Here is a 25,321-nt window from a genome sequence, read left to right as displayed (position 1 = left end):
TTCTTTTCATACAAAAAAAGCTGGATACCCAATTCACTTTGTAAATGAACTGCTCATGATGGTTCTTTTGCTAACTTCTTAGTTTTCTTTTGGTATTGCGACTTGACCGAATAGACACCCATCATGACAATAATTATTCCAGCGATCTCCTTTAAAGACAGATTTTCAGAAAAGATCAGAAAAGCATATATAGAGGCAATAACTGGTTGGCAAAGGCACACGATCGTCGACAAATTGACATTTATCTTTCCTTGACAATGAGCCAACAAATTGTGGCCGATCACCTGTAAACAAATGGCTAACCCTAATAAAGGGAATAAATCCATCCATTCTTTAGGTGCTTGAAGACCTTCAATCACGGCAGCAGTTGCTCCCAGAGCCAACAAACTACCGAATCCGCTAACAAACATGATCACACTGCTTTGATAACGATCACGCAAACGATAAGTAATCAGCAAAAAGCCAGCATAAAAGATTGAGGCGCAAAAGGCCAATAAATCGCCAAAATAATTACTTGGACTAGGGTTATTCTTGCCTCCTAAAAGGATAAATACTCCAATCACAGTTATCCCTGCTCCAACTAAAAAGGACGGCGAAATCTTTTCCTTAAATAGAAAGTAAGAGATAGGAATGACGGTAAAAGGTGTTAAGTTGGTCAGCAGATTCGCATTAGCAACGCTAGTATAACTAAATGAAAGATTCCAGAGCGCGATGTCACCTGCCAGAAAAATACCGGCCAAACAAAGAATCGTTATATCTTTTTTTGTCAGTTGGTATAGGTATTTATAGGCCAAAGGAAACAAAAATGGAAAAGCAAGTAGAACACGATAAAAGCCAGTATTGATTGGTGGTAAGCTGCTAAACTTTACAAAAATCCCTCCAGTTGCTAAGAAAGCAATTGCTACTAATTCGATTAAAACGTCTTTTGTATCATTAGTCCGTTGATTTGATTTGTTCATTTTCTAGACCTCCATCATCCTCTAAGCGACTTTGATAACTATGGTATACTAATTCTGGAACTACCAAAAGAACCAGAAAACGAAAAAAATATAGTACCAGAAGAAGGGAGTTTGTGCCGTGATTTATCTAAATCGAGAAAGTAATGAGCCTTTATATGAACAAATTTATAACCAGATGAAGACTGAGATATTAAGCGGCAGGTTGAAAGAAGATGATGTTCTGGTAAGCAGTAGAGCCCTTTTGGAGATATTAGGTGTGAGTCGAAATACCGTGAATACCGCGTATAGCCAGCTAATTGCTGAGGGATATGTCAGTTCAGCCAAACGGATAGGTTTGCGAGTCAAGAAGGTTCCTGAACTGAAGATTCATAAAAAAACGATCAAGCAAAAGCTAAAAGAGATTCCTGATGAACCTGAGTCGTCCTTTGATATCGTATATGATCTGACAAATAGCAGTCAAACTAGCAGTCTTTTTCCCAAAAAGCTTTGGAGGAAATATACCATTGAATGCATGGATATTTTGTCTAATGAAGCCAAACTTTCCTCCTACCAAGATAAGCAGGGAGAACGATACTTGAGAAAGAATTTGCTTTCCTACTTGAGAAAAATTCGCGGTGTTCAATGTAATGAGGAGCAGATAGTTCTTACCTGTGGATTGCAGCAGTCGCTTGATTATCTTTGTAAGCTTATTTCATTTGATCAGCATTCTCTGTTAATGGAAGATCCGGGTTTCGACAAAGCGGCCGCGGTTTTTCAGACAAATGGCGTTAAAATAGAGACCATTCCCGTAGATCATGACGGTTTAATAGTCTCCAAGCTTCCTAATTATTCAGCTATCCGCGCAGTTTATACAACTCCTTCTCACCAATTTCCAACAGGCGCGACGCTGTCAATTGATCGCAGGTATAAATTGTTAGAATGGGCTGAAAGAAGCAACTCCTTTATCATTGAGGACGATTTTGATAGTGAACTACGTTACTATTCAAAACCTATTCCCGCACTTCAATCAATCGACGATAAGGACCGGGTAATCTATCTCGGAACCTTTTCCAAAGCACTATCTCCATCGATTCGGATGGGGTATATGATTTTACCTCCAGCATTGCTTCACTGTTATCTTAAAACATTTGAACTGTATAATAGCAGCGTGCCCTTACTGAATCAATATGTTATTGCGCGCCTAATTGAAACGGGAAATTATGAACGCCACATTCGCCGCTTAAACCACGCCTTTCGTAAGCGTCTCGAACGCTTCACTGCAGAACTGTCAGATGTAAAGGATAAAGTTAAACTGTCCAGTAATGGCAGCGGTCAATACTTTCTACTGACGTTTGCTCAAGACGTCCAACAGACCCAATTGATTGATCGCGCACTGGAACAAGGTGTTCGGGTCTATTCCACTATGCAATTCTGGCAGGAAAAAGCAGACTGTCCCGCCAATACACTATTTCTCGGCTTCGGAAAAATTGATTTGGACGATATTCCAGACTGTGTGGCTAGACTGAAAAAGGCTTGGCATGAATGGCTTTAAAATGATCGAAGAATCGTGAGGCAATCATTCTATTTCATCACTCAATTTAAATATCTTTACTTCAGAAACTGCGTGACTTGATTGTTTTACTTGATTTTCCTTTAAGACAGTACTTTGTATCAAGGGACTACGGTTTAATTCTTCTTCTGCACTACTTTCTGGAGTACTTTTATCACTTTTGACTGTCTTTACTTCACGAGATATTTTTTTTGGAGTTCCAGTATTTGGCAAGATTTTCTTACTGACAAAGGTCACGGTCAGTTCCGGCTGATAAAAATGCTGATAAATCAGATAGCTTCCCACGCTGCATAACAAAAGCAGCATCGAGATCAACAACGTTGCCCGCCGAATCTTATTTTGTTCATCTGTGGTTCCTTCCATTGTAAAGGCCTCCAATTCAATATAATCATAAATGATATTTTATCTATTTTAATATTAATATAATTGATGTTATATTGCAAATAGTATTTTATTAACTAACATAAATAAACTCATTCAATAATATCTTGAATGAGTTTATATCTTAGGTTTTTAATTATTTAAATAAACTAAATTTTTACAATTGATAGAGAACTAGGAAATCCATAAACCTATTCATTGATATTTTTTGTCCCCTCAAAAGGTTTGACCCAATAATTGTCCGCCCCAAAATCCAATCCCTTTGCCCGTTCTTCGATCTCATCCCTAGCTGTAATAATGATGACAGGACTCTCTACTTCTCCTCCACGCATGCTTTGCAAATCCTTTTAAGACAACTCCAAATCCGGCAAGATCATTCAAATTCACGAAGGCCTTCTCTTCCCCTTATTCGCCATCGAAGGCTAGATCCACCGAAATATTTTCCTGATCTAAACCTTTTTTCATCAACAAAGCCAGGTCACGATTATCTTCAACCACCAAAACGCACATCTATTCTCACTCCTCATTTGGAAATAATCATCCTTCTTGTTCTTTTTAAAATAGTACAGCCGCTTCATCAAAGTCCACTTTCTTTTTGTGAAGATTTAAAGATTGTTACAAAAAAACTGAAATCAAACAGTCTTTATAAATGAAGTAGGAAATTTGATCGTTAATAGCAAGATTCTTCATAATCTGGTGAAAAATAAAAACTTTCAAGACAGAAAAACCACCGTTCAAGATAATAATAAATTTTGTAAATTTCATATGATATAATTATTAATAAAGTGAAATAATATTGATGAAGGGATGACTGTTTGAACAAATTCGTCTGGAAGCTAGTTAAAATAAAAAAATGGAGGGATAAGAATGAAGAAAAAGAAATTATCACTTATTATGATGGTAATGTTCGTTGGACTCTGTTTGTTAGGTGCTGTTGGCTTTGGTTCGAAAGCTTCGGCTGAGGAATTACAAAGAGACGCGATTTATCGTCTTTATAATCCCAATTCTGGAGAACACCTTTTTACGCCCAGTAATTATGAACGAGCTACATTGGTAAACTTTGGATGGAAAGATGAAGGTGTCGGTTTCTATGGTCAAGGCTATACGAAAACGATCAAAGTAGCACATGTTTATCGTGTCTATAATCCGAATGCAGGAGACCACCATTACACCGCTAATTATGATGAAGTTCAGCATTTAGTTAAGGTAGGCTGGCATGATGACAATATTGCTTTAGTTATGCCATACAGTCTTGGTGAACCTGTGTACCGTTTGTACAATCCAAATGCGAAAGCCGGTGCTCATCACTTTACACAGTTTAAATACGAACGCGATCACTTAATCAAAGTTGGTTGGAAAGACGAAGGTATCGGATTTAACGCTTATTCTAGTTTTAAATAAACATGTTGCTATCTAGAGCTTCCTGTCATTTTCGATGGGAAGCTTTTTGCATATTTTATGATATTTAAATTTAGTGTAGTTTTTTATATGATATAATTTTATTAGATAAACTATTGGAAAATTGTTGTTTTGGATCAAATTCGATTCGGAAAGTGAAACATGTGTTAAGCAGGTTATTCGAAAAAACGGAGGGGATTGGAATGAAGAAAAAGAAGCAGTCGATTATCATGATGGTGATGTTTATTGGATTATGTTTAATAGGTGTCATGGGTTTTGGTTCAAAGGCTTCTGCTGCGGATTTGGACCGGCACGAGATTTATCGAGTCTACAATCCGAATTCAGGTGAGCATTTATTTACCTCTAGTAATCATGAGCGGGCTCTATTAATTAATGTTGGCTGGAAAGATGAAGGCATCGGTTTTTATGGCCAAGGCGGTATAGGCAATTGGAAACAGGCAAAGGCTACTCATGTTTATCGTGTCTATAATCCTAATGCGGGCGACCATCATTACACTGCTAATGCTAATGAAGTTCAGAATTTGGTCAGAGTTGGATGGCATGATGATAATATTGGTCTTATTATGCCGCCTGAAAATCTCGGACAGCCTGTTTATCGTTTGTATAATCCAAACGCAAAAGCTGGCGCTCATCACTTTACTCTATTCAAATATGAACGAGATCATTTAATCAAAGTTGGTTGGAAAGATGAAGGTATCGCATTTAACGCCTATTCATCATTGAAGTAACTAAATAATCCAACTACCTGTCGATTTTCGATAGGTAGTTGGATTATTTATGATTCTGCACAATAATTTCTAAATTAATCTTAGGTCTACCCTTATAAAGAATAAACATCACTATAATCATTATTTTTCGACCGAAAATTTGTGATATAATTTTATATATAAATGGAAATGACTATCTATGTTCCTTTTTGATCAAATGCGTTTGTATCCAGAAGAATTATTCAGCTAAGTGAAAAACATTGGAGGGGTTATGTTATGAAGAAAAAGGCTTTATCGACTATCATGATGACGATGTTCGTCGGGCTCTGTTTATTGAGTGTGTTAGGTTTTGGTACTAAAACATCTGCAGCTGAAAGTCCAGCAGTAGAATATCCGAGAATCGCGATCAATCGGCTGTATAATCCAAATTCAGGTGAGCATCTCTTCACACCGAGTAGTTTTGAACGTGCTACGTTGATCAATTACGGCTGGAAAGATGAAGGTATTGGCTTTTACGGTCAAGGCTATACGAATACAGAATCCACCGATTATGTTCATCGCGTTTATAATCCAAATGCTGGTGACCATCATTACACTGCTTTTCCAGATGAGAAGGATCATTTGATTAAAGTTGGTTGGCATGATGATAATATCGGCTTCCACATGCCTCGTCAAAAAGGCCAACCAGTCTACCGCCTATACAATCCAAATGCCCAAGCTGGCGCTCACCACTTTACCATGTTCAAATACGAACGCGATCACTTAATCAAAGTTGGTTGGAAAGATGAAGGCATCGCATTCAATGCTTACGACAAACTTCAATAAGATTTACACTATTTTCGAACTGTTTATCGATTTTCGACAAGCAGTTTTTTTAGCTATTTTTGCATCACTTCATTCTCATTCAATTGTCTTGTGTCTCTTTTTTCGTAATAGATTCAATTTCTAGTCAAAATGAAACACCCTTTTTGTCTCCTTCTGGGCAAAAAATTTATTATTTTCAAAATGATAATTTTTTTGGGAATCAGACAAATTTTCTGCGAAATCTTCTATGCTATAATTTTAAATAGGTAGTATCAATCGTTTTGGTAAAGCACGGTTATTTGAACAAATGCAGTTGGTAAAAGGAAGTTTTTACTTAAGAATGGAGGGTTTGAGAATGAGAAAAAAAAGATTTTCACTTATCTTAATGGCAATGTTTGCAGGTTTAAGCTTATTCGGTGCTTTCAGTTTTGGCTCGAAGGTATCGGCGGAAGAATCGCGGCGACATGCGATCTACAGACTCTATAATCCGAATTCCGGGGAACATCTTTTCACACCAAGTACCTATGAACGCGCTACATTAATAAACTTTGGCTGGAAAGATGAAGGCATTGGCTTTTATGGTCAAGGATACACGAAAACCATCAAAGTAGCTCATGTTTATCGTGTCTATAACCCAAATGCGGGTGATCATCATTACACCGCTAGTTTTGGTGAGGTTCAACACTTAGTAAATGTTGGATGGCATGATGACAATATCAGTCTGATTATGCCTGATAGTCTCGGTCAACCTGTTTATCGTTTATACAATCCAAATGCCAAAGCTGGTGCTCATCACTTTACTCTATTCAAATACGAACGCGATCACTTAATCAAAGTTGGTTGGAAAGATGAAGGCATCGGGTTTAATGCCTACGATAAGTTACAATAAAATTTATGTAAAAAGGCTAGAATGAGAAATCGTTCTAGCCTTCTTTTTCTACGTATTCAGATTTTTATTTAGATATTCTTCAAAACTAGTAGGCTCATGTCCCAAAAGCCAAGTTAGCACATTCGGATTGCCATCAAGTCCCCATGTTGAATAAGAATGAGCCAAATGCTTAAACCCCTCTCTAAAGAACAGATCGTTCGCTTGGATTTGATTCAAGAAATCCTCCACATCGATGTATACTGATACAGCATTTTTTCCAGTTATTCGATTAAACATTTTCACCAGAACATTTGGCGAATAGGCTTCGGTTCCAACTAACTCGTAGGTCGCTTTATTGTGTTTCGCGGGATCAGTCAAGACCTTCACCGCAACTTCCCCGACGTCCTCGGTCGCCACATAACCAACTTTACTGTCCACATCATAAAAGATCCGATATGCGCCCGTTTCCGCCACCATTTTCGGATTGAAATTATGCATATAATGCATCGGCTGTAAGATCGTATAAGAACATTGCGTCTCCATACCTTTTACGATCAGATACTCTTCAACATCTCGCTTTGCTGTGTGCTGCAGCAAGCTGGTCAAAATCGGATGAATCACCGAGATAAAGACAAAGTGCTCAATCTTGTGTTCGATCGCTTTGTCGACCATCCGTTGACCGATCAGGGCTTCTTCCGCTGAAAACAAAGGCGGAATGTAGACCACCTTCGATGCTTCTTGCATTAATGCATCAATAAATGACAAATCTGTCAGATCGCCAACCACCGCCTTTTTGATTCCGGGTAAGTCCTTTACTTTCGGATTAATGTCTGTCGCTAAAACATCTAATCCTGCTTCAACTAATTTTTGGACCATGATCCGACCGGTATTTCCCGCTGCTGAGGTTACTAATATCATTCTATTCAACTCTCTTTCAGTATTGTTATTTTGAATACCCTTTCATTTAATTGTAGCACTATTTTTCATATTTCATCAAAAAAAGACTGTGAACTTTTTATGCTCACAGTCCGTTAAATAGACTTTTTTACGATAGAGATGCTTCAAATATTTCCACTGGTGTCGCTGTTTCTTTTAACACCGCATTTAATTCTTCAATATTTTTACGTCCTTGCGTATTCATCCACTCAATTGCCGCTGCTTCGCCATGCATGATATAGCTTTCCACTCCGTCAGCCCATGTTGCCCGACCGCAAAGTACACCGTTGAAGGTTGAGCCAGCATTTTTGGCAAAGCGCAAGGTTTCTTGGAACAGCTCTGCTTTAACACCGGCACTCAAGAAGATGAATGGCAAGTTCGTCGCCTCTGCTTGTTCCTTGAAGAAGTTGGCCGCTTCGGCTTTCGTGTGTACGGCTTCGCCGGTTGCATACTCTTCCACGTAGTTCATGTTAACGGGTACTTCAACCTTCAACACATCTACACCGTAGCGAGGATCAGAAAATTCCTTCATCATTTCGACGACTTTATGAGGTTTTACACTGGCATATTCTTTAGAAGTTGCATCGAAAATATTGGCATCATAGGAAACCAATTCCAAGAAGAACGGCAGATTTTCTGCCTGACATTCGGAACCGATCCGTTCAATGAAGGCATGTTTTTGATTGTTGATTTCTTCTGCTTCATCAACATCATAATATAGCAGGAACTTGCAGGCATCGGCGCCGGCTTCCTTCAAACGTTTAACTGACCAAATTGATAATAAATCAGGCAAACGGCCAGGCGTTGAAGCATCATACCCAGTTTTTTCATAGGCTAGCAATAAGCCGGCATTTTCAGCTCTAACATCCGCGGCTGGCAGACCATATTCTGGATCCAATAAAATTGACGAGGCGTACTTCGTTAATTGAGAAGAAACGATTTCCTTAAAAGCCACGATTTCAGATTCTTCAGCTTCGCTACCTTTGAATTTCGTGATCATTTTCTTCAATGCGCCTCGTTGATCAATAGCTAAGGCACCAATCACTCCGTCTTCGTTACATAGTTGTTTGATAAATTGACGTTTTTCTTCGTTCATTTCCAGTTCCTCCTATTTCGGATTTAAGTAATCATTTTTCAAAAAGCGAAAAATGAGTTTTATTCTCACCACGTATATCATTCCGCTAAGATCAATCCCACTTTGTAGAAAAGATTTTATTCCGATACTCTTTTTGCTACAAACACTGCTAAAAGCGGAACTGTCATCCTATTTTGTATTAAAGTAATCATTCCGCTAAGATTATTCCCTCTTTGTAGCAAAGAATTTATTTCGGTACTCTTTCTGCTACAAATACTGCTAAAAGCGGAACTGTCATCCAACTTCTTCTACTTTGACTTGATCGAATAATGTTTGATAATTTGCAAAATTTGCGTGCCCTGTTGTTGCTTCTTGAGCATTTAACATTCCTAGAACATTTCCTTGTTTTAGAATAGCTTCGTCTGAGAATCCAGCTTCGATAGCAGCGGTTAGTCCTGCCACCGTCGCATCGCCTGAGCCAACGGGATTAACTACCTCGATCTTCAGAATCCTCACTCGATAAAACTTATCGAAATGCTTAGCAAAAGCTCCATCGCCGCCCATCGAAACAACGATCCACTCAATCGCTTCAAACATCGGATCGGATAACGCGGTTTTCAGTTCTTCGACATCTGTTGAAACTGTCCGGCCCAACAATCCGGCTAACTCTTCCGTGTTTGGTTTAATCAGCTTAGGTTTGACCTTGCCTTTAAGGACCTCTGCTAAGGCTGCACCAGAACAATCTAAAACGACTGGTTTTGGTTGGCATACTTGCAGCATTTGACTATAGAAATCACTGGGCAATCCTTCCGGCAAGCTGCCTGAAAAGGAAATGATATCGGCTTTTGCTGCTAATTTTGCAAAATGCTTTAGAAAAGCCGCCGCTTCTGTTTCTGAGATCACTGGTCCACTTTCCAAAATTTCGGTCTGCTGCCCTTCATGTAAAACAGCGATACAATTGCGGGTCTCGCCCCTGATTGGTAGAAAATCATGAGGGATCTTATTTTGATCCAAGTCCTTTTTGATCTCTTCACCTAAAAATCCGCCGATCAAGCCACTGGCGGTCACTTCCGCATCAAGCTGTTTTAAAATACGTGTGACATTCAAACCTTTGCCGCCAGCTGTTTTGCGGACATTTTTCACTCGATTGACCGTGTCCATTTCGAATACTTCTAATGGATAGGAAATATCGATCGAAGGATTCATGGTAATTGTAAGAATCATCGGTCGTCCCTCTCAATCATGGTATTCGCCGCGGTCCCATTTTTCGATAAACTCATCAAAGAAATGAGGATCGGACTGATCTGCACTGGCTTTTTCAACATGATCGATTTTTGCAATCAATTTCTTGTTTTCCTCTGTTTCTTGATAGTCGGCCTTGATGAAGGCGTCTAAAATATCACAAATTAAGAATTCGCCTGTGATGCGGGCACCAAAACCAATCACATTGGCATTCAATTGTTCTTTGGCATAGATTGCTGTTGTCATATCTCGTACCAAAGCACTACGAATACCAGGAACTTTATTTACGGCGTTATTAATCCCAACACCAGTCCCACATAAACAAACACCTAAATCTGCTTCACCGCTGGTTACTGCTTCGCCAACTTTCTTTCCGTAAATCGGATAATGAGTCCGGGTAAAGTCATAGGTTCCCATATCCAACACTTCATGTCCTTTTGATTTTAAGAAATCCGATACTGCCATTTTTGTATCTGTGACGATATGGTCACAGCCGATTGCGATTTTCATTTTAATCAACCTCTCTTATTAAGCCATTTTATTTAACATATCAACACGAATTTGATGACGGCCGCCGTCATAATTCGCTTGTAAAAATTCTTGAACGATATTCAACGCCAATTCGTCACCCACAATTTTTGAACCCAGTGTAATCATGCGAGAGTTGTTATGTTCTCGCGTCATGTAGGCACTGCGTTCATCGGAAACTTCTGCCGCTACCATCCCTTTGACCTTAACTGCCGTAATGAAACTGCCAGCACCATAGCCATCAACTGCAACCCCTAAACTGCCTTCATTTTCATTCAAATCATTCGCGATCGATAAGGTTGATTCCACAAAATCCTCTGAAGCTGTTTCACTTTTATCGACGACTGTAAATCCTTTATTGATCAAGTCTTCCTTGATCAGTTCCTTTAATCTCATGCCATCACTGTCTGAACCAATTACTACACGCATTTTTGCATCCTCCTAATTAATTACTGAATAATTTTAGTATATTGCTGATAATAACTCTTCAGTTCAGCTGAAAGAGTAGAATCCGTAAATAATGCATTGATTTTACGCAGATCATAGAAGGTATAAAAATCACTGCGATCAAACTTGTTGGCATCGGAAACCAAACATTTTTCGGCTGCGTTGTCTAACACGATCTTCTGCAAGGTCCCTTCTTCTATACTGAAATTCGAGACCTCAGTGCCCTTTAACCCGTTGACCCCGACAAAAGCCTTCTTGATGCCGATTTTTTGAACCGCTTCATTGGCGATCGAACCGACAAAGGCACCGGTCTTTTCCCGGTACAATCCGCCGATCAAATAGAGCTCAAATCTTTTTGTTTCACTTAATAGGTTAAAAACCGGCAGACTGTTCGTCACAATCCTCAGTGAAGAAGGCTCGATATATTGCGTCATCAGCTCAATCGTTGTCCCGGAACCAAGAAAGATCGTGTCGTCTTCTTTTGTAATGTAAGCTGCCGCATTCTTGGCGATATATTCTTTTTCCTTCGTGTGCAGCTGCTTTTTTTCTTTATGGGATAGCTCGTTTGCTTCCATAGAAGTTTTCGATAAATCCTGATTGTTCATTTTCTGTGCCCCGCCGTGAACTCGCAGAAGTTTTTTCTTTTGCGCAAGCTCTTCAAGGTCGCGGCGAATGGTCATATCAGAAACATCTAAGACTTCTTGAATAAATTTAACGGTGATCGTCCCATAGCGGTCACACATGGTCAAGATTGATTGTTGACGCTCTGTTTTCAGCATAGGTTGTCCCTCCACACTCATATAATAAAACATATTCGAACAAATATCAACACTTTATGTTTATTTAATTTCGTTTTATGTTGACAAAACAAATGTAAGCGATTATACTCAACTTGTAAACAAACATAAACGAACTTAGAAAGGAGCTGTTCTGTTTGAAAAAGCTTTTTTTCAAAGAGACAACCTATGTTTCTGGCAAGGACACACAAGAAGAAGTTTTTGAGGAAGTTTATTTGGATCTATTGAACAAACAATTGGTTACTGAGGATTTTCTGGAGAGTCTTTTAGAACGTGAGCGTAATTATCCGACCGGTTTAGATCTATCTCCTGTCTCTGAGGTATTGCCAGATATTGCGATTCCTCATACAGAAAGCGAATATGTACAAACGACAAGGATTATTCCGATCAAACTGAAAAATGAAATCATTTTCCATAATATGATCTCACCTAGCGATCAAATATCTGTCCGTTTCCTATTCATGATCTTAAATGAAAACGGTGAAGCACAAGCAGGCATGTTAGCGGATATCATGGATTTCATTAACTCTGTTGATAAAGAAGAGCTTTGTGGTTTTTTCAAACTAGAGGACACAGAAGCAATCTATCAGTTTTTAGAGGAACACTTTACTATGGAAGTTTCTGCCTAAGAGCAGGATAAAAAAATAAAATGATTTAAGGAGAGAAATACAATGATTAAAATTTTAGCAGCATGTGGAGCAGGAGTAAATTCAAGTCATCAGATCAAAAGCGCACTGGAAACAGAACTAAATAATCGTGGCTATCAAGTAACCTGTGATGCAGTCATGATCAAAGATATCAATGAAGAAATGCTGTCTCATTACGACATTTTTGCTCAAATCGCCAATACCGACTTAGGCTTCAATGTGAACATTCCAGTCGTAGATGCTGGCGCTATTCTTTATCGTATTCCTGCCATGGCAGAACCTGTTTACCAAAGTATGGAAAGCGCTATCCAATCGATCAATAAGTAGGCACCAGGAAAGGAAAAGCATATGAATACCATTATTGATATCGCCAATAAAGTATTTACCCCCCTAATTGATTTAGGGGCGGCACCGCTAATGACTATCGTATTAACTGTTATTGCCTTATTCTTTAAAGTAAAACCGTCCCGAGCTCTTGAAGGTGGGATCAAACTTGGGATCGCCTTGACTGGGATCGGAGCTATTATTGGAATTTTAACCACAGCGTTCTCAGACGCAATGACTGCCTTTGTTGAACGTACCGGTATTTCTTTGAATATCACGGATGTTGGCTGGGCGCCTTTAGCAACCATTACTTGGGGCTCTCCCTACACGCTTTATTTCCTATTAATTATGGTGATCGTCAATATCATCATGTTGGCAATGAAGAAAACCAACACCTTAGATGTCGATATTTTTGATATTTGGCACTTAGCCATCGTTGGTCTATTTGCGATCTTCTGTGGTGCAAACTTATTCGTTGCTTCTGCATTAGTTATTTTCATCGGAGTGTTGAAAATTTGGAACTCTGATCTAATGAAACCTACCTTCAATGATTTGTTAAACGCGCCTGACAGCAATCCGATGACGACGACTCATATGAACTATATGATGAATCCAATCATCATGGGCTTTGACAAAATTTTTGATAAGGTCTTCCCATGGTTAGACAAATACGATTTCGACGCTGCGAAGTTAAACAGCAAAATCGGCTTTTGGGGTTCAAAATTTGCGATCGGAATCTATTTGGGGATTTTTGTTGGATTACTAGCAGGACAAACACCAACACAAATTTTCTCACTCGCCTTCACTGCAGCTGTCTGTTTGGAATTGTTCTCTTTGATCGGAGCATGGTTCATAGCCGCCGTAGAGCCATTATCACAAGGAATCACCGACTTTGCTAACAAACGCTTAAAAGGTCGTACCATCAATATCGGTCTGGACTGGCCTTTCCTAGCTGGTCGCGCAGAAATCTGGGCAGCTGCTAACGTGTTGGCACCTATCATGTTATTAGAAGCAATCATTTTACCAGGAAACAAATTGCTGCCGCTTGGCGGAATCATCGCAATGGGAGTCACTCCAGCTTTACTAGTTGTGACTCGTGGAAAACTAATCCGTATGATCGTCATCGGTGCGATTGAATTACCGTTGTTCTTATGGTCAGGTACCTTGATCGCACCTTTCGTTACTCAAACAGCCAAAGCAGTTGGCGCCTTCCCAGCAGGCTTAAGCGGATCTGCGATGATCTCGCATACTACGATGGAAGGCCCGATCGAAAAATTCTTAGGCTACTTGGTTGGTAACGCCTCTCAAGGCCAAATCGAATTCGTGATCTACGCTACCTTAGCACTAGGCGCCTACCTATTGATTTTCATCTGGTATGCACGCCAAATGAAAAAACGCAATGCCGCTTACGCAGCTGAAAAAGAAGAAAAATCCACTCCAGCAGCGACAAACAAACATGTCGCTTACGCTGCAGAAGCCAAATAAGACAAATAACCGTCCAAATTTATTCGTAAAAAATTTGGACGGTTTTTACAACATACAAAAAGATCCGGAACCACTATTATGAGATTTCCGGATCGATTATTAAACTAAGTATTTGTCTTCTTTTTCAATCTTTTCATAATGCTTCTGTTCGTCTTTATCCGTGATAACCGCGGTCACCTCACTCAAGTTATAATAAACCGAGAAGTCTCTTTTACCGATCTTAGAATGATCGATCAGTAGGAAGCGTTCAACGGAATTGTTTAACGCAATTTGCTGGGTCTGCCCTTCTTCAAAGGTCGAAGTCATGATTTTTTGTTCATTTAAAGCATTGCAGCTGAAAAAGGCTTTATGGAAATTCATATCTTTCAGGGATTTATTGGTGATCTCGCCAACGAAACATTGTGTTGTTTCCCTGAGCTCTCCACCCAAAAGATAGATTTTTCGATTCCCCTTATGTTTGTTCAATTCCTCAAACACTGGCAGACAATTGGTCACGATTCTCAGTGAATCCGCTCTGATGATCTGTGCCAACAACTCGATAGTAGTCCCTGGTCCAAGAAAAAGTGTATCCCCATCATTGATCAGCTCATTAGCTTTTTCTACGATGCGTTGTTTTTCCTCCTGCAGCATAATTTGCTTTTCCGTATGTGAAAGCTCAACATGACGATAGAAATCCTTCAATTTCGCACCGCCGTGTACCCGCTCCAATAACCCTTGTTTTTCTAATTCGTCCAAATCACGCCGTACCGTCATATCTGAAACCGACAGCTTGTCCATAATATCGCTGACCCGCACCGTTCCACTTACTTCCAATAACGACATGATTGCTTGAAATCGATCCGTTTTTAACATTTCATCGCCTCTTTTCTTACCTAGCGTATCAAATTTTTAGTAAATGTACTAGGGATAGTTTGCATTATCTAACATTAAACAAATAGAAACAAAAAGAACCTAAGAACATTAGTAATGTTCTAGGTTCAAGCTAACTAAAATTTTGTGCTATCTTTCCCTCTCACCGCTAGCCAAATCTCACTATAAAATTTTCTAACCCTTCAGAGAAATTAGTCAACGAAATCTCAGGTGCTTGAACGGGCTCATAATCAGAAGATGGCAGCCGCTTGATAAATGCTAGACTAATAATCATCTGTAATTGAAAATCCGATCATCTGAATGAATGATCGGATTTGATAGTGCAGATCTAGTTGTGCAGCGGCTCCAAATCAGGTTCGCCATTTTCTAAAATAAGCTGAAATGGCCCTTCATGAACAAAGGGTCTGCGGCCACCACGATAGTCGCTATCCGTAAAGGTCATAAAGCTTTTCACGTAATTATTGGCAGTATCCACGGTATAAGAGACACACAAACCATCCTCTTCTACCCAGTCAATTGAAAAAATCCCGCCTGGATATTCTTCGATATGAATCGTCTCAACAGCTGTTGCGCCTGCATCTTCTTCACGGATCGAGGTCCAGCGCAATTGATTCTCTGGCAAAAAATCAATGCGAAACTGCAGTCCTGAATTAAATAAAATTTTGGCTATTCGGCCTTCTAATGGATGTTTTTTCATCAATGCACCTTCCTAATTCTAGGTTATTTTCTACTCCCTCTACCATACAGTTTTTAAGAATAAATTGCACTATTTGTAAGAAAATAACTTCCTTTTCTTCCCAGTTTTGAGATAATACTTGTAAACAGACAATAAAGGCGGGAACGCGATGGATCGTGCATTAGAATTACGCATCAAAGTTGAGCAAGAGGAACCGATTGAAGACCCCTTCGAATACTTTAACCAATCAGAAATCGTTCAAAGGTATTCTGAACTAACCGATTTGAAACCGTTAGGAAAGATTTTTGCTTTGGTTGGCTCGACCGAAATCCCTTATGCCGAACAATTGCCTCTAACCCAAGAATTGATCGCTTTTGTGAATCAACACTTAGCTACATCGGAAGGCTTTTCCTTCACTGGAAAAATGGAAGAGATCGTTCCGTGCTACAACGCGATGCTCTTGGAAGCCTATTGCCTGCTTGGTCTAGGAAAATCAGGAGAAGCACAAAACGCGCTGAATTGGATTAAGCAATATCAAGTCTTTGATCGCCAAGAAAAAACAACTTGGCCTCATAAGGGGATTTGTAAATATGGCGGCTGTATGAAGAATGTTCCTTGTTATATCGGCATCGGTAAAACAGTTCGGACTTTATTAACCTATCAAGATAAAGTTGATCCCGCTGATGATAAAGTGAATGAAATGATTCGTCGTGGTGTTGACTACATGCTGCAACACAAAATGTATCGTAGATTATCCAACGATCAGCCCATCAGTCCGCATATTACCGAGAGTATGTTTCCTCAAAGCTATGTTCTTTCACTAACAGATTTGGTGTATATCATTCAGAAAAGCCAGAGCGGAGATGATCCACGTGCGTCTGAGTTATTGCAGCTACTTCACGATAAACGAACGAAAACTGGCGGTTGGAAAATCGATTATATCTATAAATACAACGGCTATCTTCCGTTTGATAATCGTCGCAAGGACTCTGAATGGCTGACTTACCTCTACTCTTCCATATAAAGAAATGCTTGAGAAGCGAAGTCGAATCCGTTTCTCAAGCTTTATTTGTATTAATAATTACTTTCAAAATAGTTGTAGATTTCTTCCCAGCTATCCATTCTCATTTCATAGGAATCATTAATATTATGGTACGCGGTAAATAGAATTCCCTGACCCTTGAATTTTTTCAAATGTCGCAAATGGTCGTCAATCAAGTAATCCGCGGAAATGATTGATTTGTCCCCGCAAAAAACATAATTTCTGTCGGAAATGAACGGGAAGTTTTCTCTCAACCAAGCATATTTTGCATTGAAAGATGTTGGGAAATCCATCGCTGCCGTGGTAATAAATATTTCATGCTTCTCTGATAGCTTCTCCAGCGCTTCCCTAGCACCCTTCATCAGAGGCAGATCAGCAAAGTAATCACTCTGTTGAATCACTTTTCTAATATATTCCGCATGTTCAGGATGAACATCTCGCAAATTTTTGCCCACCAAGTCTTTCTCGGTATAGCTTGTTCCGTATTTTTTGTTGTAAATACTCAACAGTTTAGCTGTAAAGTCTGCAATGACCTCATCCATGTCAACTGCGATTCGAACCATATTTTATTCCTCCTAAAAATCTCAAAACTTCACTCACCATTAATGCTCATTATACTAAAAAGTTCTCCTCTTGTGCCTTCTTTATTGTAGTAATTCTCGAAAACTACTTTGTCCGAAAAAAAGAAAACCGATCAATAAACGACCCGTTTTCTTTTGAATTCTATTCACTTGTTTCTGCTTCTCTCAGCGTTCGCTCCTTAATCGACTTATCTATCAGCCACTCGCCTACTGCTATGGCCAACCCTACTCCGACAACTAAAAACAACACATAAGAGACAGGATTCTCTCCTTCTGGTGGTAAAAAGAAGAAGATCGTACTAAAGGCAAAGAAGACAAATTGCACGCCTGCGACAAATTTTCCAACACCATCGCCGCCCGGGATCCGGAACGGCCGCTCGATTGTCGGGTCTTTCTTCCGCAAGGTAACAAAGGCGAAGGAAAGTACGATATATGGTAAAAAGAAAATAATCGATGTGAAGGAAAGCAGTGTCCAGAATAAGTTTGCATTGCTAGAAGCAATCAAGCCGTAAAAGACTAACAGTGCTGTCGAAGACAATCCTAAAAGAATAGCTGAACCGATTGGCGCATGGACCTTATTGGTTTTCGCAAAAATCTTCGGCAGTTCCCCTTCCAGACCAGCTTCCAATGCCGCTTTATTTCCACCTAAAGCCCAGCTGAAAATATAACCTAGAAAGGCAATAAAGGAAATGATCGCTACGCCAACCATTACTTGGGTGCCGAAAACATTCCCGAAGGCCGTGAACAAGCCAGAATCAGGATCAATTTGATCGACTGGTAAAATAATCAGCATTGATACAGCAGCAATAATATACAAGACGATCGTACAAATCCCACTCGAAAATACGGCTTTCGGTACATTTTTACTCGGATTCTCCATCTCACCAGCCGAACAGCTGATTAAGTCATAACCGGTCAGGGCATAGACGTAAACTGGAACGAGTGAAAAGAACCCTAGATCAAAACTAGGAATGATCGTTTTCAATGAAAACTCGGTCTGTGAACCTTTCGAAGTCAACGTCATGACCGCTCCGACGATCAAGGCTAAACAAGCAATCAATTTACAGATCGTACTGATCATCGTCAGCCATTTGGCATCCTGCAGATCAATACAATTGAAGGCCACAATAAACCAGGTACACACAATACAGAAGATGACCATTCCCCAAACGGAAAGATTCGGGAAGAACAGCATTTGCAGAATCGAACCCATTACCACTAACGTTGATGGGATAAAACCAGCCACATTGATCCAGTACCACCACGTCGTCCGTGCTGCCCAGCGATCGCCATAAGCACGTTTAATCCAGACATAGATCCCGCCTTGATCGGGATAGGTCGAACCGAGTTCAGCACAGATTAGTCCGTGGGAAAGGAAGAAAGTGACACCTAGAACAATAAAACAGAAAATCAGTGACGGTCCCATCGACGCTTGCGAAGCGATCAATTCAAGGGAGAAAACCGCCGCAAACGAGAGTGAAACAATGTCAATAAAGCCAAGCTTTTTTACATTTTCCATTACTGTCGATCTCCTTTCTAGCTCAATCTTTGATCAAGGAAGGCGCGCATTTTTCCTTCATAGTAAATTTTCGTTTGCTTGTCCGCCCGTTTTAAGCGTGGATACAAATACCACGCCAACAATCCTCTTTGAACGTGCAGCCTGTTCTCCGCTTCTTGGAAGACCAGTGATCGGGTCGGGTGATCCAGGACTTCGCTGGTAATTTCCACCTCACGGTTGGCCGGCAGACAATGCATCGCTTTGCAGTGCTCCGGCGCCATGTTCAGCATATCCATGTTCAATTGATAGCGGGGATAAAAGGCTTCGGTGCGCTCCTCTTTTTCATCCTCATATCCATAATAATACCAGACATCTGGAATGATAAAGTCCGCTTTTTTCACAGCCTCTTCCACGTCTTCTGTAACGGTCAACGTTCCACCAGTCAGCGCCATTTTCTGATTGACCTTATCAATTTCCGCTTGGCTGATGGAATACTTCTTTGGTGAGGCGATCGTGTATTTCAAGCCTAACGATGCCGCCAGATGAGCATGCTCCATTGACATGATGCCGTTCTCACCTGAGTCACCGACAAAGACGATCTCGATGTCATCCAACGTTTTTCCTTGCGGCAAGTGCTCCATCATCGTCAGCACATCCGCCAACCCTTGTGTCGGATGAATGTAATAAGTCATGGCGTTGAACACAGGAACAGTCGCATGCTTCGCCAAATTCAGCACCAGCTCGTGATCTTCTGTCCGCAGCATGATGCCATCACACATGCTGGATAACACCTGAGCCGTATCTTTGATGGCCTCATGCGAACCAAAGTGGATCTCCCCAGGCTTCAAATAAAGCGCGTGCCCGCCTAATTCGGTCATCGCTGTTTCGAAGGATACCCGCGTGCGCGTCGAAGGTTCCTCAAAAATCATCGCTAAGGTCGCGCCCTTCAGTAATTGCGGAACCGCATTTTGATAAGCGGCTTCCTTTAATTGCACGATCGTACTTAAAATATCTTGGATCTCCTCTTTCGAAAGATCGTAGTTGTCCAAAAAATGTTTGGTTGGGTAGTTTTTATCATGTGACAATTTCATTATGTTAGACCTCCAGTTAGTCAAATTGAATCGATTAATTGTAGAAAATTAGGTTATAATAAAATTAATAAGAAAGTAGGTGGTTTTTTGACAGAAACGAAAAATTTTTACTCCGCGGCCAATCAAAATATCTCGCACCTCAACGAATCGGAAAAGCGAATCTTTCAATATGTCTTGAAAAATTTTGATGAAGCCAAACATTACAGTATTCGGCAACTGGCTAAAAAATGCTTCGTATCTTCAGCGACTATTTTCCGTTTCACTAAAAAGTTAGGCTTTGAGGGCTACAGTGATTTCGTTGACAGTCTGTCAAATACCACTGAAGCACCACAGGAGATTCCTCACTCTGTGAAGCAGAAAGATTATCGCGAAGAATATTTGAAAAATATCATGGAATCCATCCGTGTGGCTGACCGAGAACGGATGGAGACCTTTAATCAGCTATTGGATAATGATCCAGTGATTTATTTGATCGGGGCGGAACTTGATTTGCAGGCTTTGCATTACATCGACTGGCTGTTTACCGCTCAGGGCTTTCGTTCTGTCTTGCTTCCAGACAAAGCAGCTACTAGGAATGCAATCCATAACATCCAGGATAATGATATTCTCTTTATTTTTGATTACACAGGAGACAGCCCAGCGATTATTGAGACGATCGAATTAGTCCGACAGTCGTCTCAAGCAACGATCGTCTCCTTCACTCGCGCCGTTACTAATGTTGTACAAAATTTATGCGACATCGATTTTTACATTTTCACGGATGAAATCGTCTATGACAGCTTGGATATGACCTCGCGGATCTCCATGATCGCGATCGTTGAACTGATCCTTTATAAACGCCTGAAGCGTTCCCTTACGAACGAATAATCGTTCCCGTTTCTGCTGTGATTGCCTGAGCGACCTGCTCGAGATTGGCAATAATGGCAGTTTTTTCTTTGCCGCTTTTAACAAATTCACAGGCAGCCTCGACTTTCGGCAGCATGCTGCCGGCTGGAAATTGGTTTTCCGCGATATACTGCTCCACCTCTGCCAAACGAACCTCTTTTAGTGCCTGCTGATTTTCCTTGCCGAAATTCACATAGACATAATCGACAGCCGTTAGGATCACAAAAACATCCGCTTCGATCAGTGTCGCCATTTTCGCCGCCGCAAAATCTTTGTCGATTACTGCATCGACCCCTTCATATCTGGTTCCGCGATAAACGACTGGGATTCCGCCGCCTCCGCAGGCGATCACGACTTGCCCGGCGTCGACTAAAGCCTGCAGGCTGATCTTCTCATATATATCGATCGGTTTAGGCGACGGGACTACCCTGCGCCAACCTCTTCCCGCATCCTCCTGATAGCGGATGCCCGTTTCTGCCATCAGTTTCTTGGCGGCCTCTTCGGTAAAATAGCCGCCAATTGGTTTTGCTGGCTGCTGAAACGCCGGATCTTCTGCATCAACCACGACCTGCGTCAGCATTGAAATGACTGGTACATTCTCAACGCCACGACTAACCAGTTCTTCATCGATTGCCTGCTGTAAGTGATAGCCGATATAGCCCTGACTCATGGCGATACATTCCGCTAAAGGCATGACTTCCTTTTCACCGCTTTTTTCAAAAGCCACACGAATCTGACCAACCTGTGGACCATTGCCATGAGCGATCACTACTTTGTGCCCTTGTATGATCAGATCGGCAATCGATTTCGCCGCTAATTGTGCGCGTGATAATTGTTCGTTAGCAGAATTTCCTAGGGCATTGCCGCCTAACGCTACTACGATTTTTGCCATCTCGATCCCGCCTATTCCAATGCTTCTAAAAAGTCATCTAATTTTTCTTTGGCAGCCAGCTGTTCATATTCACTGCCATCCTTTTGGTATTTCGTCAAATACACCAGCAAACCACGCATTGCCGTCAACCGATTTTCTGCTTCATCGAAGGCCAAAGAAATCGCAGAATCCAACACTTCATCGGTTACTTCTTCTCCTCTTGTTGCCGGTAAGCAATGCAGGAACTTCCCACCTAAACTACATTGCGCCAACAAGCCGCGATTGACTTGGTACTTCGGCATAAATATCCGATTCCGTTCTTCCTCAGACAATTCACTCTCATAAAGTCCATACCAAACATCGGTATAAACAAAATCTGTTCCCGGCAAGGCTTGTTCTGGATCATCCGTCACTAACCAGCTACCGCCGTTTTCCTGCACATTTTTCTCCAGAATTACTTGATGGTCTTCATTTAACTGAAAACCCTTCGGTCCATAATGAACGAAGTGCATTCCTAATTTGGTGGTAATAAAGCCTAATGATGCACAAACTTGTGTCGCATCTCCCACGAAGGTGACTTTGCAGTCTTCCAATGTTTTTCCTTCAGGCAGATTTTCCGCGATCGTACAGAGATCTCCGATTTCCTGCGTCGGATGATTGTAATCACTCATGGCATTGATGATTGGCACAGTCGCCGCTTCGGCCAAATCAACCACTGTTTGATGCTCAACTACCCGAGCCATCACAATATCGACCAAGCGGGAAAGTACTCTGCCGGTATCCTCAATCGTTTCATGTCCGCCTAACTGGATCATGCCTGGTCCTAAATACTGAGCGTGCCCACCTAGCTGCTCCATCGCGGTTTCAAAGGAAACGCGTGTGCGGGTTGAGCTTTGCTGGAAGATCATTCCTAAAGTTTTACGCCGCAGCAAGGGCGGATAATAGCCCTTTTTCACACAATCTTTGATCAATAAGGACAGATTGATAATGTCCATCAGTTCCTTTTTGCTGAATTCATTGGTATCGATAAAATGTCTCATCATTCCGCTCCTATCCTTTTGGCTGTTGTTGGGTGATACAGTGGATATTCCCGCCGCCGTAGACTACCTGTCTTGTCTGCACACCGACGATTTCATAGTCAGGGAACATCTCCTGTAACTGCTCTAAGGCCAACGCATCATTCTTATCCCCGTATTGCGGTGCGATGATCGCGCCATTCGTGATCAGGAAGTTCATATAGGAAGTAATACAAATGTCATCCGCATGTCTTGGAATACTGCCTGCCACAGTGTCAACCTCGTACTCTTCCCCATAAGTCACTGGATCAATCGTCGTGCAAAGCTTATGAACTTTCAGCTGCCGTCCTTTAGCATCGGTTTGACTGCTGAGATAGTCATAGGTTTCCTTCGCCACTTCATAAAAAGGATGATTTTCATCGTCCGTGTAAATACATGCTGCTTCTCCCGGGCGAACAAAACACGCCACATCGTCCACGTGTCCATTGGTTTCTTCTGGGTCAATCCCGTTCTTGATCCACAGGACTTTTTCGCAATTCAAATATTCCTTCAGCATATTTTCGATTTCTTCTTTATTCATATGGGGATTCCGACCTTCTGACAATAGACACATTTCCGTGACCATCACCGTTCCCTCGCCATCCACATGGATCGAACCGCCCTCTAGGACAAAATCAGGTGTATGATAGGTATCGATGTATTCGATCTCGCAAACCTTTTGCGCCAATTTTTGATCCTCTGCCCATGGGAAATACAAGCCGTCAACCAGTCCGCCCCAAGCGTTGAAATCCCAATCAACTGCCCGGACATCCCCTTGATCATTCACCACAAAAGTCGGACCGCAATCCCGCATCCAGGCATCATCATTCGCTACTTCAACCACTCGAATGTTATCTGGCAAGGTATTACGGCAATTTTCATATTGTCTAGCAGACACACACATCGTCACTGGGGTAAATTTGCTGATGGCATTTGCCACATCGGTGAAGGCTTTTTGTGCATCCGTTCCGCCGTGCTGCCAATTATCCGGCCGCTCTGGCCAAATCATCCAAATCTGTTTGTGAGGTTCATACTCTCCCGGCATCCGATAGCCGTCCTTTTTTGGTGTCGAAGCAAGTCTTTTTGCCATTTTTTTAACACTCCTTTTTATTTTTATGCATCAATGACTGATGCTTTTTGCTGTTTCATTGCCATGTGAATCAAGCCTTCGCCGCAGCCGATCGATAAAATCAAGCCCACGGTCAAGCTGATTACATAGACCTTTGGATCGTCTCCTTCTGGTGGAATCAAGAAGGAAATACTGCCGAAAACTAAGAAGGCACAGTGAACGATGGCAACCAAATAAGCCGTTTTTTTCCCAAAGGGTACCTTAAACGGTCGTTTGATCTCCGGATACATTTTTCGCAATTTCAAAAAAGTAAAGCTTAGAACGATATATGGTAAGAAAAAGATAATGGAAGTAAATGCCAGCAAGGTCCAAAATAGATTCTCGCTGGTGCTTGCGGTAATTCCGTAAAAAATCAGTAAACCAGTCGAAACGATACCAAGCAATACTGCTGAGCCGACTGGTGCATAGGCACGATTAGTTTTGGCAAAAAACTTCGGCAGCTCTCCGCTTTCGCCAGCTTCAAGTGCTACTTTGTTTCCGCCCAGCGCCCAACCAAAGACATAGCCTAAAAAGCCGACAAAGGTAACCTTTCCGATTAAGTTAACCAACCACTTGCTGCCAAACATGGCAACGACCGTATCGAACAATCCCGACGTTTCACTAATGGCATTTGATGGTAAGACTAAAAGAATCGCTGAAGCTGCTAAAATATAAAAAATAATAGTGAAGAAGCCGCTTAGAAAAACAGTCTTGGGAACATTTTTACTCGGATTTTCTAATTCTCCCGCCGAACAACTGATCAAATCAAACCCCGTCACACTGTATACATAGACCGGAATCAACACTACAAAATCAAGGTTCATTTCCGGCAGCCAAGCCCCCTCCGCGAATGAATGCTGCAAGCCCTGGGTAAAACTGAAATACAGCCCGCCAATGATCAAAACCAATGTTACTAATACCTTGCTGATGGAACTGATGATCGGTAGCCACTTAGCTTTCTGCAAATCGATACAATTAAAAATTACGACGAACCAAACACAGATGATACAGATCGCCACGATTCCCCATACTGACAAATTAGGTAAGAACATCTCCTTCAATATCGAGACCATGACTACCGCCGTTGCCGGAATAAATCCCGCGACATTCAACCAATACCACCAAGTCGTGCGTGCTGCCCATTTGTCGCCAAATGCTCGCTTGACCCAGACATAGATGCCGCCCTGATCCGGATACGTTGAACCCAACTCGGCACAGATCAGACCATGGGATAAGAAATAAGTACAGCCAATAAAAATGAAATTAAAAATCAACGAGGGGCCCAATTTTGCCTGAGACGAGATCAACTCCAGCGAAAATACCGATGAAAAGGCCAGAGCCAAAATTGAAAAGAAACCCAACTTCTTTTTCGCTTCCATCGAATCCTCCTTTCTTTATGTAAGCGCTTTTAATTACACTTTTAGCTTAGCATCCGAACCTTTATCGCGTCTATATAGTTGGAAACGAATGTATCAG

At 41.2% G+C, this 25,321-nt stretch carries 28 protein-coding genes; 10 read left to right on the top strand and 18 right to left on the bottom strand.

Annotated elements, in window-relative coordinates; all coding sequences use genetic code 11:
- Positions 1–53: 53 nt before the first annotated feature.
- On the bottom strand, positions 54–959 hold the full coding sequence (locus E6139_RS02040; RefSeq protein WP_316401378.1) for a DMT family transporter: 906 nt from the start codon (positions 957–959) through the stop codon (positions 54–56).
- Between the two features lie 118 nt (positions 960–1,077).
- On the opposite strand from E6139_RS02040, the gene E6139_RS02035 reads away from it, so the two are divergent.
- A complete protein-coding gene (locus tag E6139_RS02035) occupies positions 1,078–2,490 on the top strand; it encodes a PLP-dependent aminotransferase family protein (protein ID WP_316401377.1) in 1,413 nt (470 codons plus the stop codon).
- Between the two features lie 24 nt (positions 2,491–2,514).
- Here the strand turns inward: E6139_RS02035 and E6139_RS02030 are convergent, their stop codons facing one another.
- Together E6139_RS02030 and E6139_RS22875 are read right to left on the bottom strand one after the other, a co-directional pair.
- A complete protein-coding gene (locus E6139_RS02030) occupies positions 2,515–2,871 on the bottom strand; it encodes a hypothetical protein (RefSeq protein ID WP_316401376.1) in 357 nt (118 codons plus the stop codon).
- Positions 2,872–3,080: 209 nt separating this feature from the next.
- The gene (locus E6139_RS22875; protein WP_410470504.1) at positions 3,081–3,221 is read right to left on the bottom strand and encodes a hypothetical protein; all 141 of its coding nucleotides are present in this window, start codon (positions 3,219–3,221) and stop codon (positions 3,081–3,083) included.
- A 535-nt stretch (positions 3,222–3,756) separates the two neighbouring features.
- Between E6139_RS22875 and E6139_RS02020 the strand changes: the two genes are divergently transcribed.
- From E6139_RS02020 to E6139_RS02005, 4 genes are all read left to right on the top strand, one after another.
- Entirely contained in the window at positions 3,757–4,290 is a 534-nt protein-coding gene (locus tag E6139_RS02020; protein ID WP_316401375.1) for a hypothetical protein, read from the top strand.
- 200 nt (positions 4,291–4,490) lie between these two features.
- Positions 4,491–5,036 carry a hypothetical protein gene (locus E6139_RS02015; protein ID WP_316401374.1) on the top strand — a complete coding sequence of 182 codons (546 nt, stop codon included), beginning with the start codon at positions 4,491–4,493 and terminating at the stop codon, positions 5,034–5,036.
- Between the two features lie 255 nt (positions 5,037–5,291).
- The gene (locus tag E6139_RS02010) at positions 5,292–5,840 is read left to right on the top strand and encodes a hypothetical protein (RefSeq protein ID WP_316401373.1); all 549 of its coding nucleotides are present in this window, start codon (positions 5,292–5,294) and stop codon (positions 5,838–5,840) included.
- A gap of 334 nt (positions 5,841–6,174) precedes the next feature.
- The gene (locus E6139_RS02005; RefSeq protein ID WP_316401372.1) at positions 6,175–6,708 is read left to right on the top strand and encodes a hypothetical protein; all 534 of its coding nucleotides are present in this window, start codon (positions 6,175–6,177) and stop codon (positions 6,706–6,708) included.
- Positions 6,709–6,756: 48 nt separating this feature from the next.
- Here the strand turns inward: E6139_RS02005 and E6139_RS02000 are convergent, their stop codons facing one another.
- From E6139_RS02000 to E6139_RS01975, 6 genes are all read right to left on the bottom strand, one after another.
- Positions 6,757–7,605: an SDR family oxidoreductase gene (locus E6139_RS02000; protein ID WP_316401371.1), complete on the bottom strand. Its 849-nt coding sequence runs from the start codon at positions 7,603–7,605 to the stop codon at positions 6,757–6,759.
- Between the two features lie 127 nt (positions 7,606–7,732).
- A complete protein-coding gene (lacD, locus tag E6139_RS01995) occupies positions 7,733–8,719 on the bottom strand; it encodes a tagatose-bisphosphate aldolase (protein ID WP_316401370.1) in 987 nt (328 codons plus the stop codon).
- Between the two features lie 273 nt (positions 8,720–8,992).
- Positions 8,993–9,922: a tagatose-6-phosphate kinase gene (gene lacC, locus E6139_RS01990; protein WP_316401369.1), complete on the bottom strand. Its 930-nt coding sequence runs from the start codon at positions 9,920–9,922 to the stop codon at positions 8,993–8,995.
- 12 nt (positions 9,923–9,934) lie between these two features.
- Complete coding sequence (gene lacB, locus E6139_RS01985) at positions 9,935–10,450, bottom strand: galactose-6-phosphate isomerase subunit LacB (protein WP_316401368.1); 516 nt, start codon at positions 10,448–10,450, stop codon at positions 9,935–9,937.
- An 18-nt stretch (positions 10,451–10,468) separates the two neighbouring features.
- Positions 10,469–10,897 carry a galactose-6-phosphate isomerase subunit LacA gene (lacA, locus tag E6139_RS01980; RefSeq protein WP_316401367.1) on the bottom strand — a complete coding sequence of 143 codons (429 nt, stop codon included), beginning with the start codon at positions 10,895–10,897 and terminating at the stop codon, positions 10,469–10,471.
- 20 nt (positions 10,898–10,917) lie between these two features.
- A complete protein-coding gene (locus E6139_RS01975; RefSeq protein ID WP_316401366.1) occupies positions 10,918–11,694 on the bottom strand; it encodes a DeoR/GlpR family DNA-binding transcription regulator in 777 nt (258 codons plus the stop codon).
- A gap of 155 nt (positions 11,695–11,849) precedes the next feature.
- Between E6139_RS01975 and E6139_RS01970 the strand changes: the two genes are divergently transcribed.
- The 3 genes from E6139_RS01970 to E6139_RS01960 are packed head-to-tail and all read left to right on the top strand — an operon-like array spanning position 11,850 to position 14,168.
- A complete protein-coding gene (locus tag E6139_RS01970; protein ID WP_316401365.1) occupies positions 11,850–12,341 on the top strand; it encodes a PTS sugar transporter subunit IIA in 492 nt (163 codons plus the stop codon).
- A 42-nt stretch (positions 12,342–12,383) separates the two neighbouring features.
- A complete protein-coding gene (locus tag E6139_RS01965; RefSeq protein ID WP_316401364.1) occupies positions 12,384–12,686 on the top strand; it encodes a PTS fructose transporter subunit IIB in 303 nt (100 codons plus the stop codon).
- A 21-nt stretch (positions 12,687–12,707) separates the two neighbouring features.
- Entirely contained in the window at positions 12,708–14,168 is a 1,461-nt protein-coding gene (locus tag E6139_RS01960; protein ID WP_316401363.1) for a PTS galactitol transporter subunit IIC, read from the top strand.
- Positions 14,169–14,267: 99 nt separating this feature from the next.
- Here the strand turns inward: E6139_RS01960 and E6139_RS01955 are convergent, their stop codons facing one another.
- Both E6139_RS01955 and E6139_RS01950 read right to left on the bottom strand, forming a co-directional pair.
- On the bottom strand, positions 14,268–15,020 hold the full coding sequence (locus tag E6139_RS01955; protein WP_316401362.1) for a DeoR/GlpR family DNA-binding transcription regulator: 753 nt from the start codon (positions 15,018–15,020) through the stop codon (positions 14,268–14,270).
- Between the two features lie 346 nt (positions 15,021–15,366).
- Complete coding sequence (locus E6139_RS01950) at positions 15,367–15,735, bottom strand: MoaF-related domain-containing protein (RefSeq protein ID WP_316401361.1); 369 nt, start codon at positions 15,733–15,735, stop codon at positions 15,367–15,369.
- 148 nt (positions 15,736–15,883) lie between these two features.
- On the opposite strand from E6139_RS01950, the gene E6139_RS01945 reads away from it, so the two are divergent.
- Complete coding sequence (locus E6139_RS01945) at positions 15,884–16,738, top strand: hypothetical protein (protein WP_316401360.1); 855 nt, start codon at positions 15,884–15,886, stop codon at positions 16,736–16,738.
- Between the two features lie 50 nt (positions 16,739–16,788).
- On the opposite strand, the gene E6139_RS01940 is transcribed toward E6139_RS01945, so the two are convergent.
- The 3 genes from E6139_RS01940 to argF all read right to left on the bottom strand — a co-directional run bounded on the left by E6139_RS01940 (position 16,789) and on the right by argF (position 19,926).
- Positions 16,789–17,319, bottom strand: a complete 531-nt coding sequence (locus E6139_RS01940; protein ID WP_316401359.1) for a 5' nucleotidase, NT5C type — start codon at positions 17,317–17,319, stop codon at positions 16,789–16,791.
- Between the two features lie 160 nt (positions 17,320–17,479).
- On the bottom strand, positions 17,480–18,856 hold the full coding sequence (locus E6139_RS01935) for an APC family permease (RefSeq protein ID WP_316401358.1): 1,377 nt from the start codon (positions 18,854–18,856) through the stop codon (positions 17,480–17,482).
- A 17-nt stretch (positions 18,857–18,873) separates the two neighbouring features.
- The gene (gene argF / locus E6139_RS01930; RefSeq protein WP_316401357.1) at positions 18,874–19,926 is read right to left on the bottom strand and encodes an ornithine carbamoyltransferase; all 1,053 of its coding nucleotides are present in this window, start codon (positions 19,924–19,926) and stop codon (positions 18,874–18,876) included.
- An 87-nt stretch (positions 19,927–20,013) separates the two neighbouring features.
- Between argF and E6139_RS01925 the strand changes: the two genes are divergently transcribed.
- Positions 20,014–20,793, top strand: coding sequence for a MurR/RpiR family transcriptional regulator (locus E6139_RS01925; RefSeq protein ID WP_316401356.1), 780 nt, complete (start codon positions 20,014–20,016; stop codon positions 20,791–20,793).
- Here E6139_RS01925 and arcC read toward each other — a convergent pair.
- Genes arcC through E6139_RS01905 form a run of 4 tightly spaced genes read right to left on the bottom strand, consistent with a single transcriptional unit; the run spans position 20,780 to position 25,224 of the window.
- A complete protein-coding gene (gene arcC, locus E6139_RS01920; protein ID WP_316401355.1) occupies positions 20,780–21,703 on the bottom strand; it encodes a carbamate kinase in 924 nt (307 codons plus the stop codon). The two genes, E6139_RS01925 and arcC, sit on opposite strands and share 14 nt — an antisense overlap.
- 11 nt (positions 21,704–21,714) lie before the next feature.
- Positions 21,715–22,725 carry a putrescine carbamoyltransferase gene (gene ptcA / locus E6139_RS01915; RefSeq protein WP_316401354.1) on the bottom strand — a complete coding sequence of 337 codons (1,011 nt, stop codon included), beginning with the start codon at positions 22,723–22,725 and terminating at the stop codon, positions 21,715–21,717.
- Between the two features lie 7 nt (positions 22,726–22,732).
- Positions 22,733–23,827 (bottom strand): agmatine deiminase, encoded by a 1,095-nt coding sequence (aguA, locus tag E6139_RS01910; protein WP_316401353.1) that lies wholly within the window; start codon positions 23,825–23,827, stop codon positions 22,733–22,735.
- Positions 23,828–23,850: 23 nt separating this feature from the next.
- On the bottom strand, positions 23,851–25,224 hold the full coding sequence (locus E6139_RS01905) for an APC family permease (protein WP_316401352.1): 1,374 nt from the start codon (positions 25,222–25,224) through the stop codon (positions 23,851–23,853).
- Positions 25,225–25,321 lie beyond the last annotated feature (97 nt).

Origin of the sequence: Enterococcus sp., from assembly GCF_032555305.1 — a bacterium.
Classification (GTDB): Bacteria; Bacillota; Bacilli; order Lactobacillales; family Enterococcaceae; genus Enterococcus_A.
The sequence above is the reverse complement of the archived record's forward strand: the minus strand, read 5'-3'. Positions and strand labels throughout refer to the sequence as shown.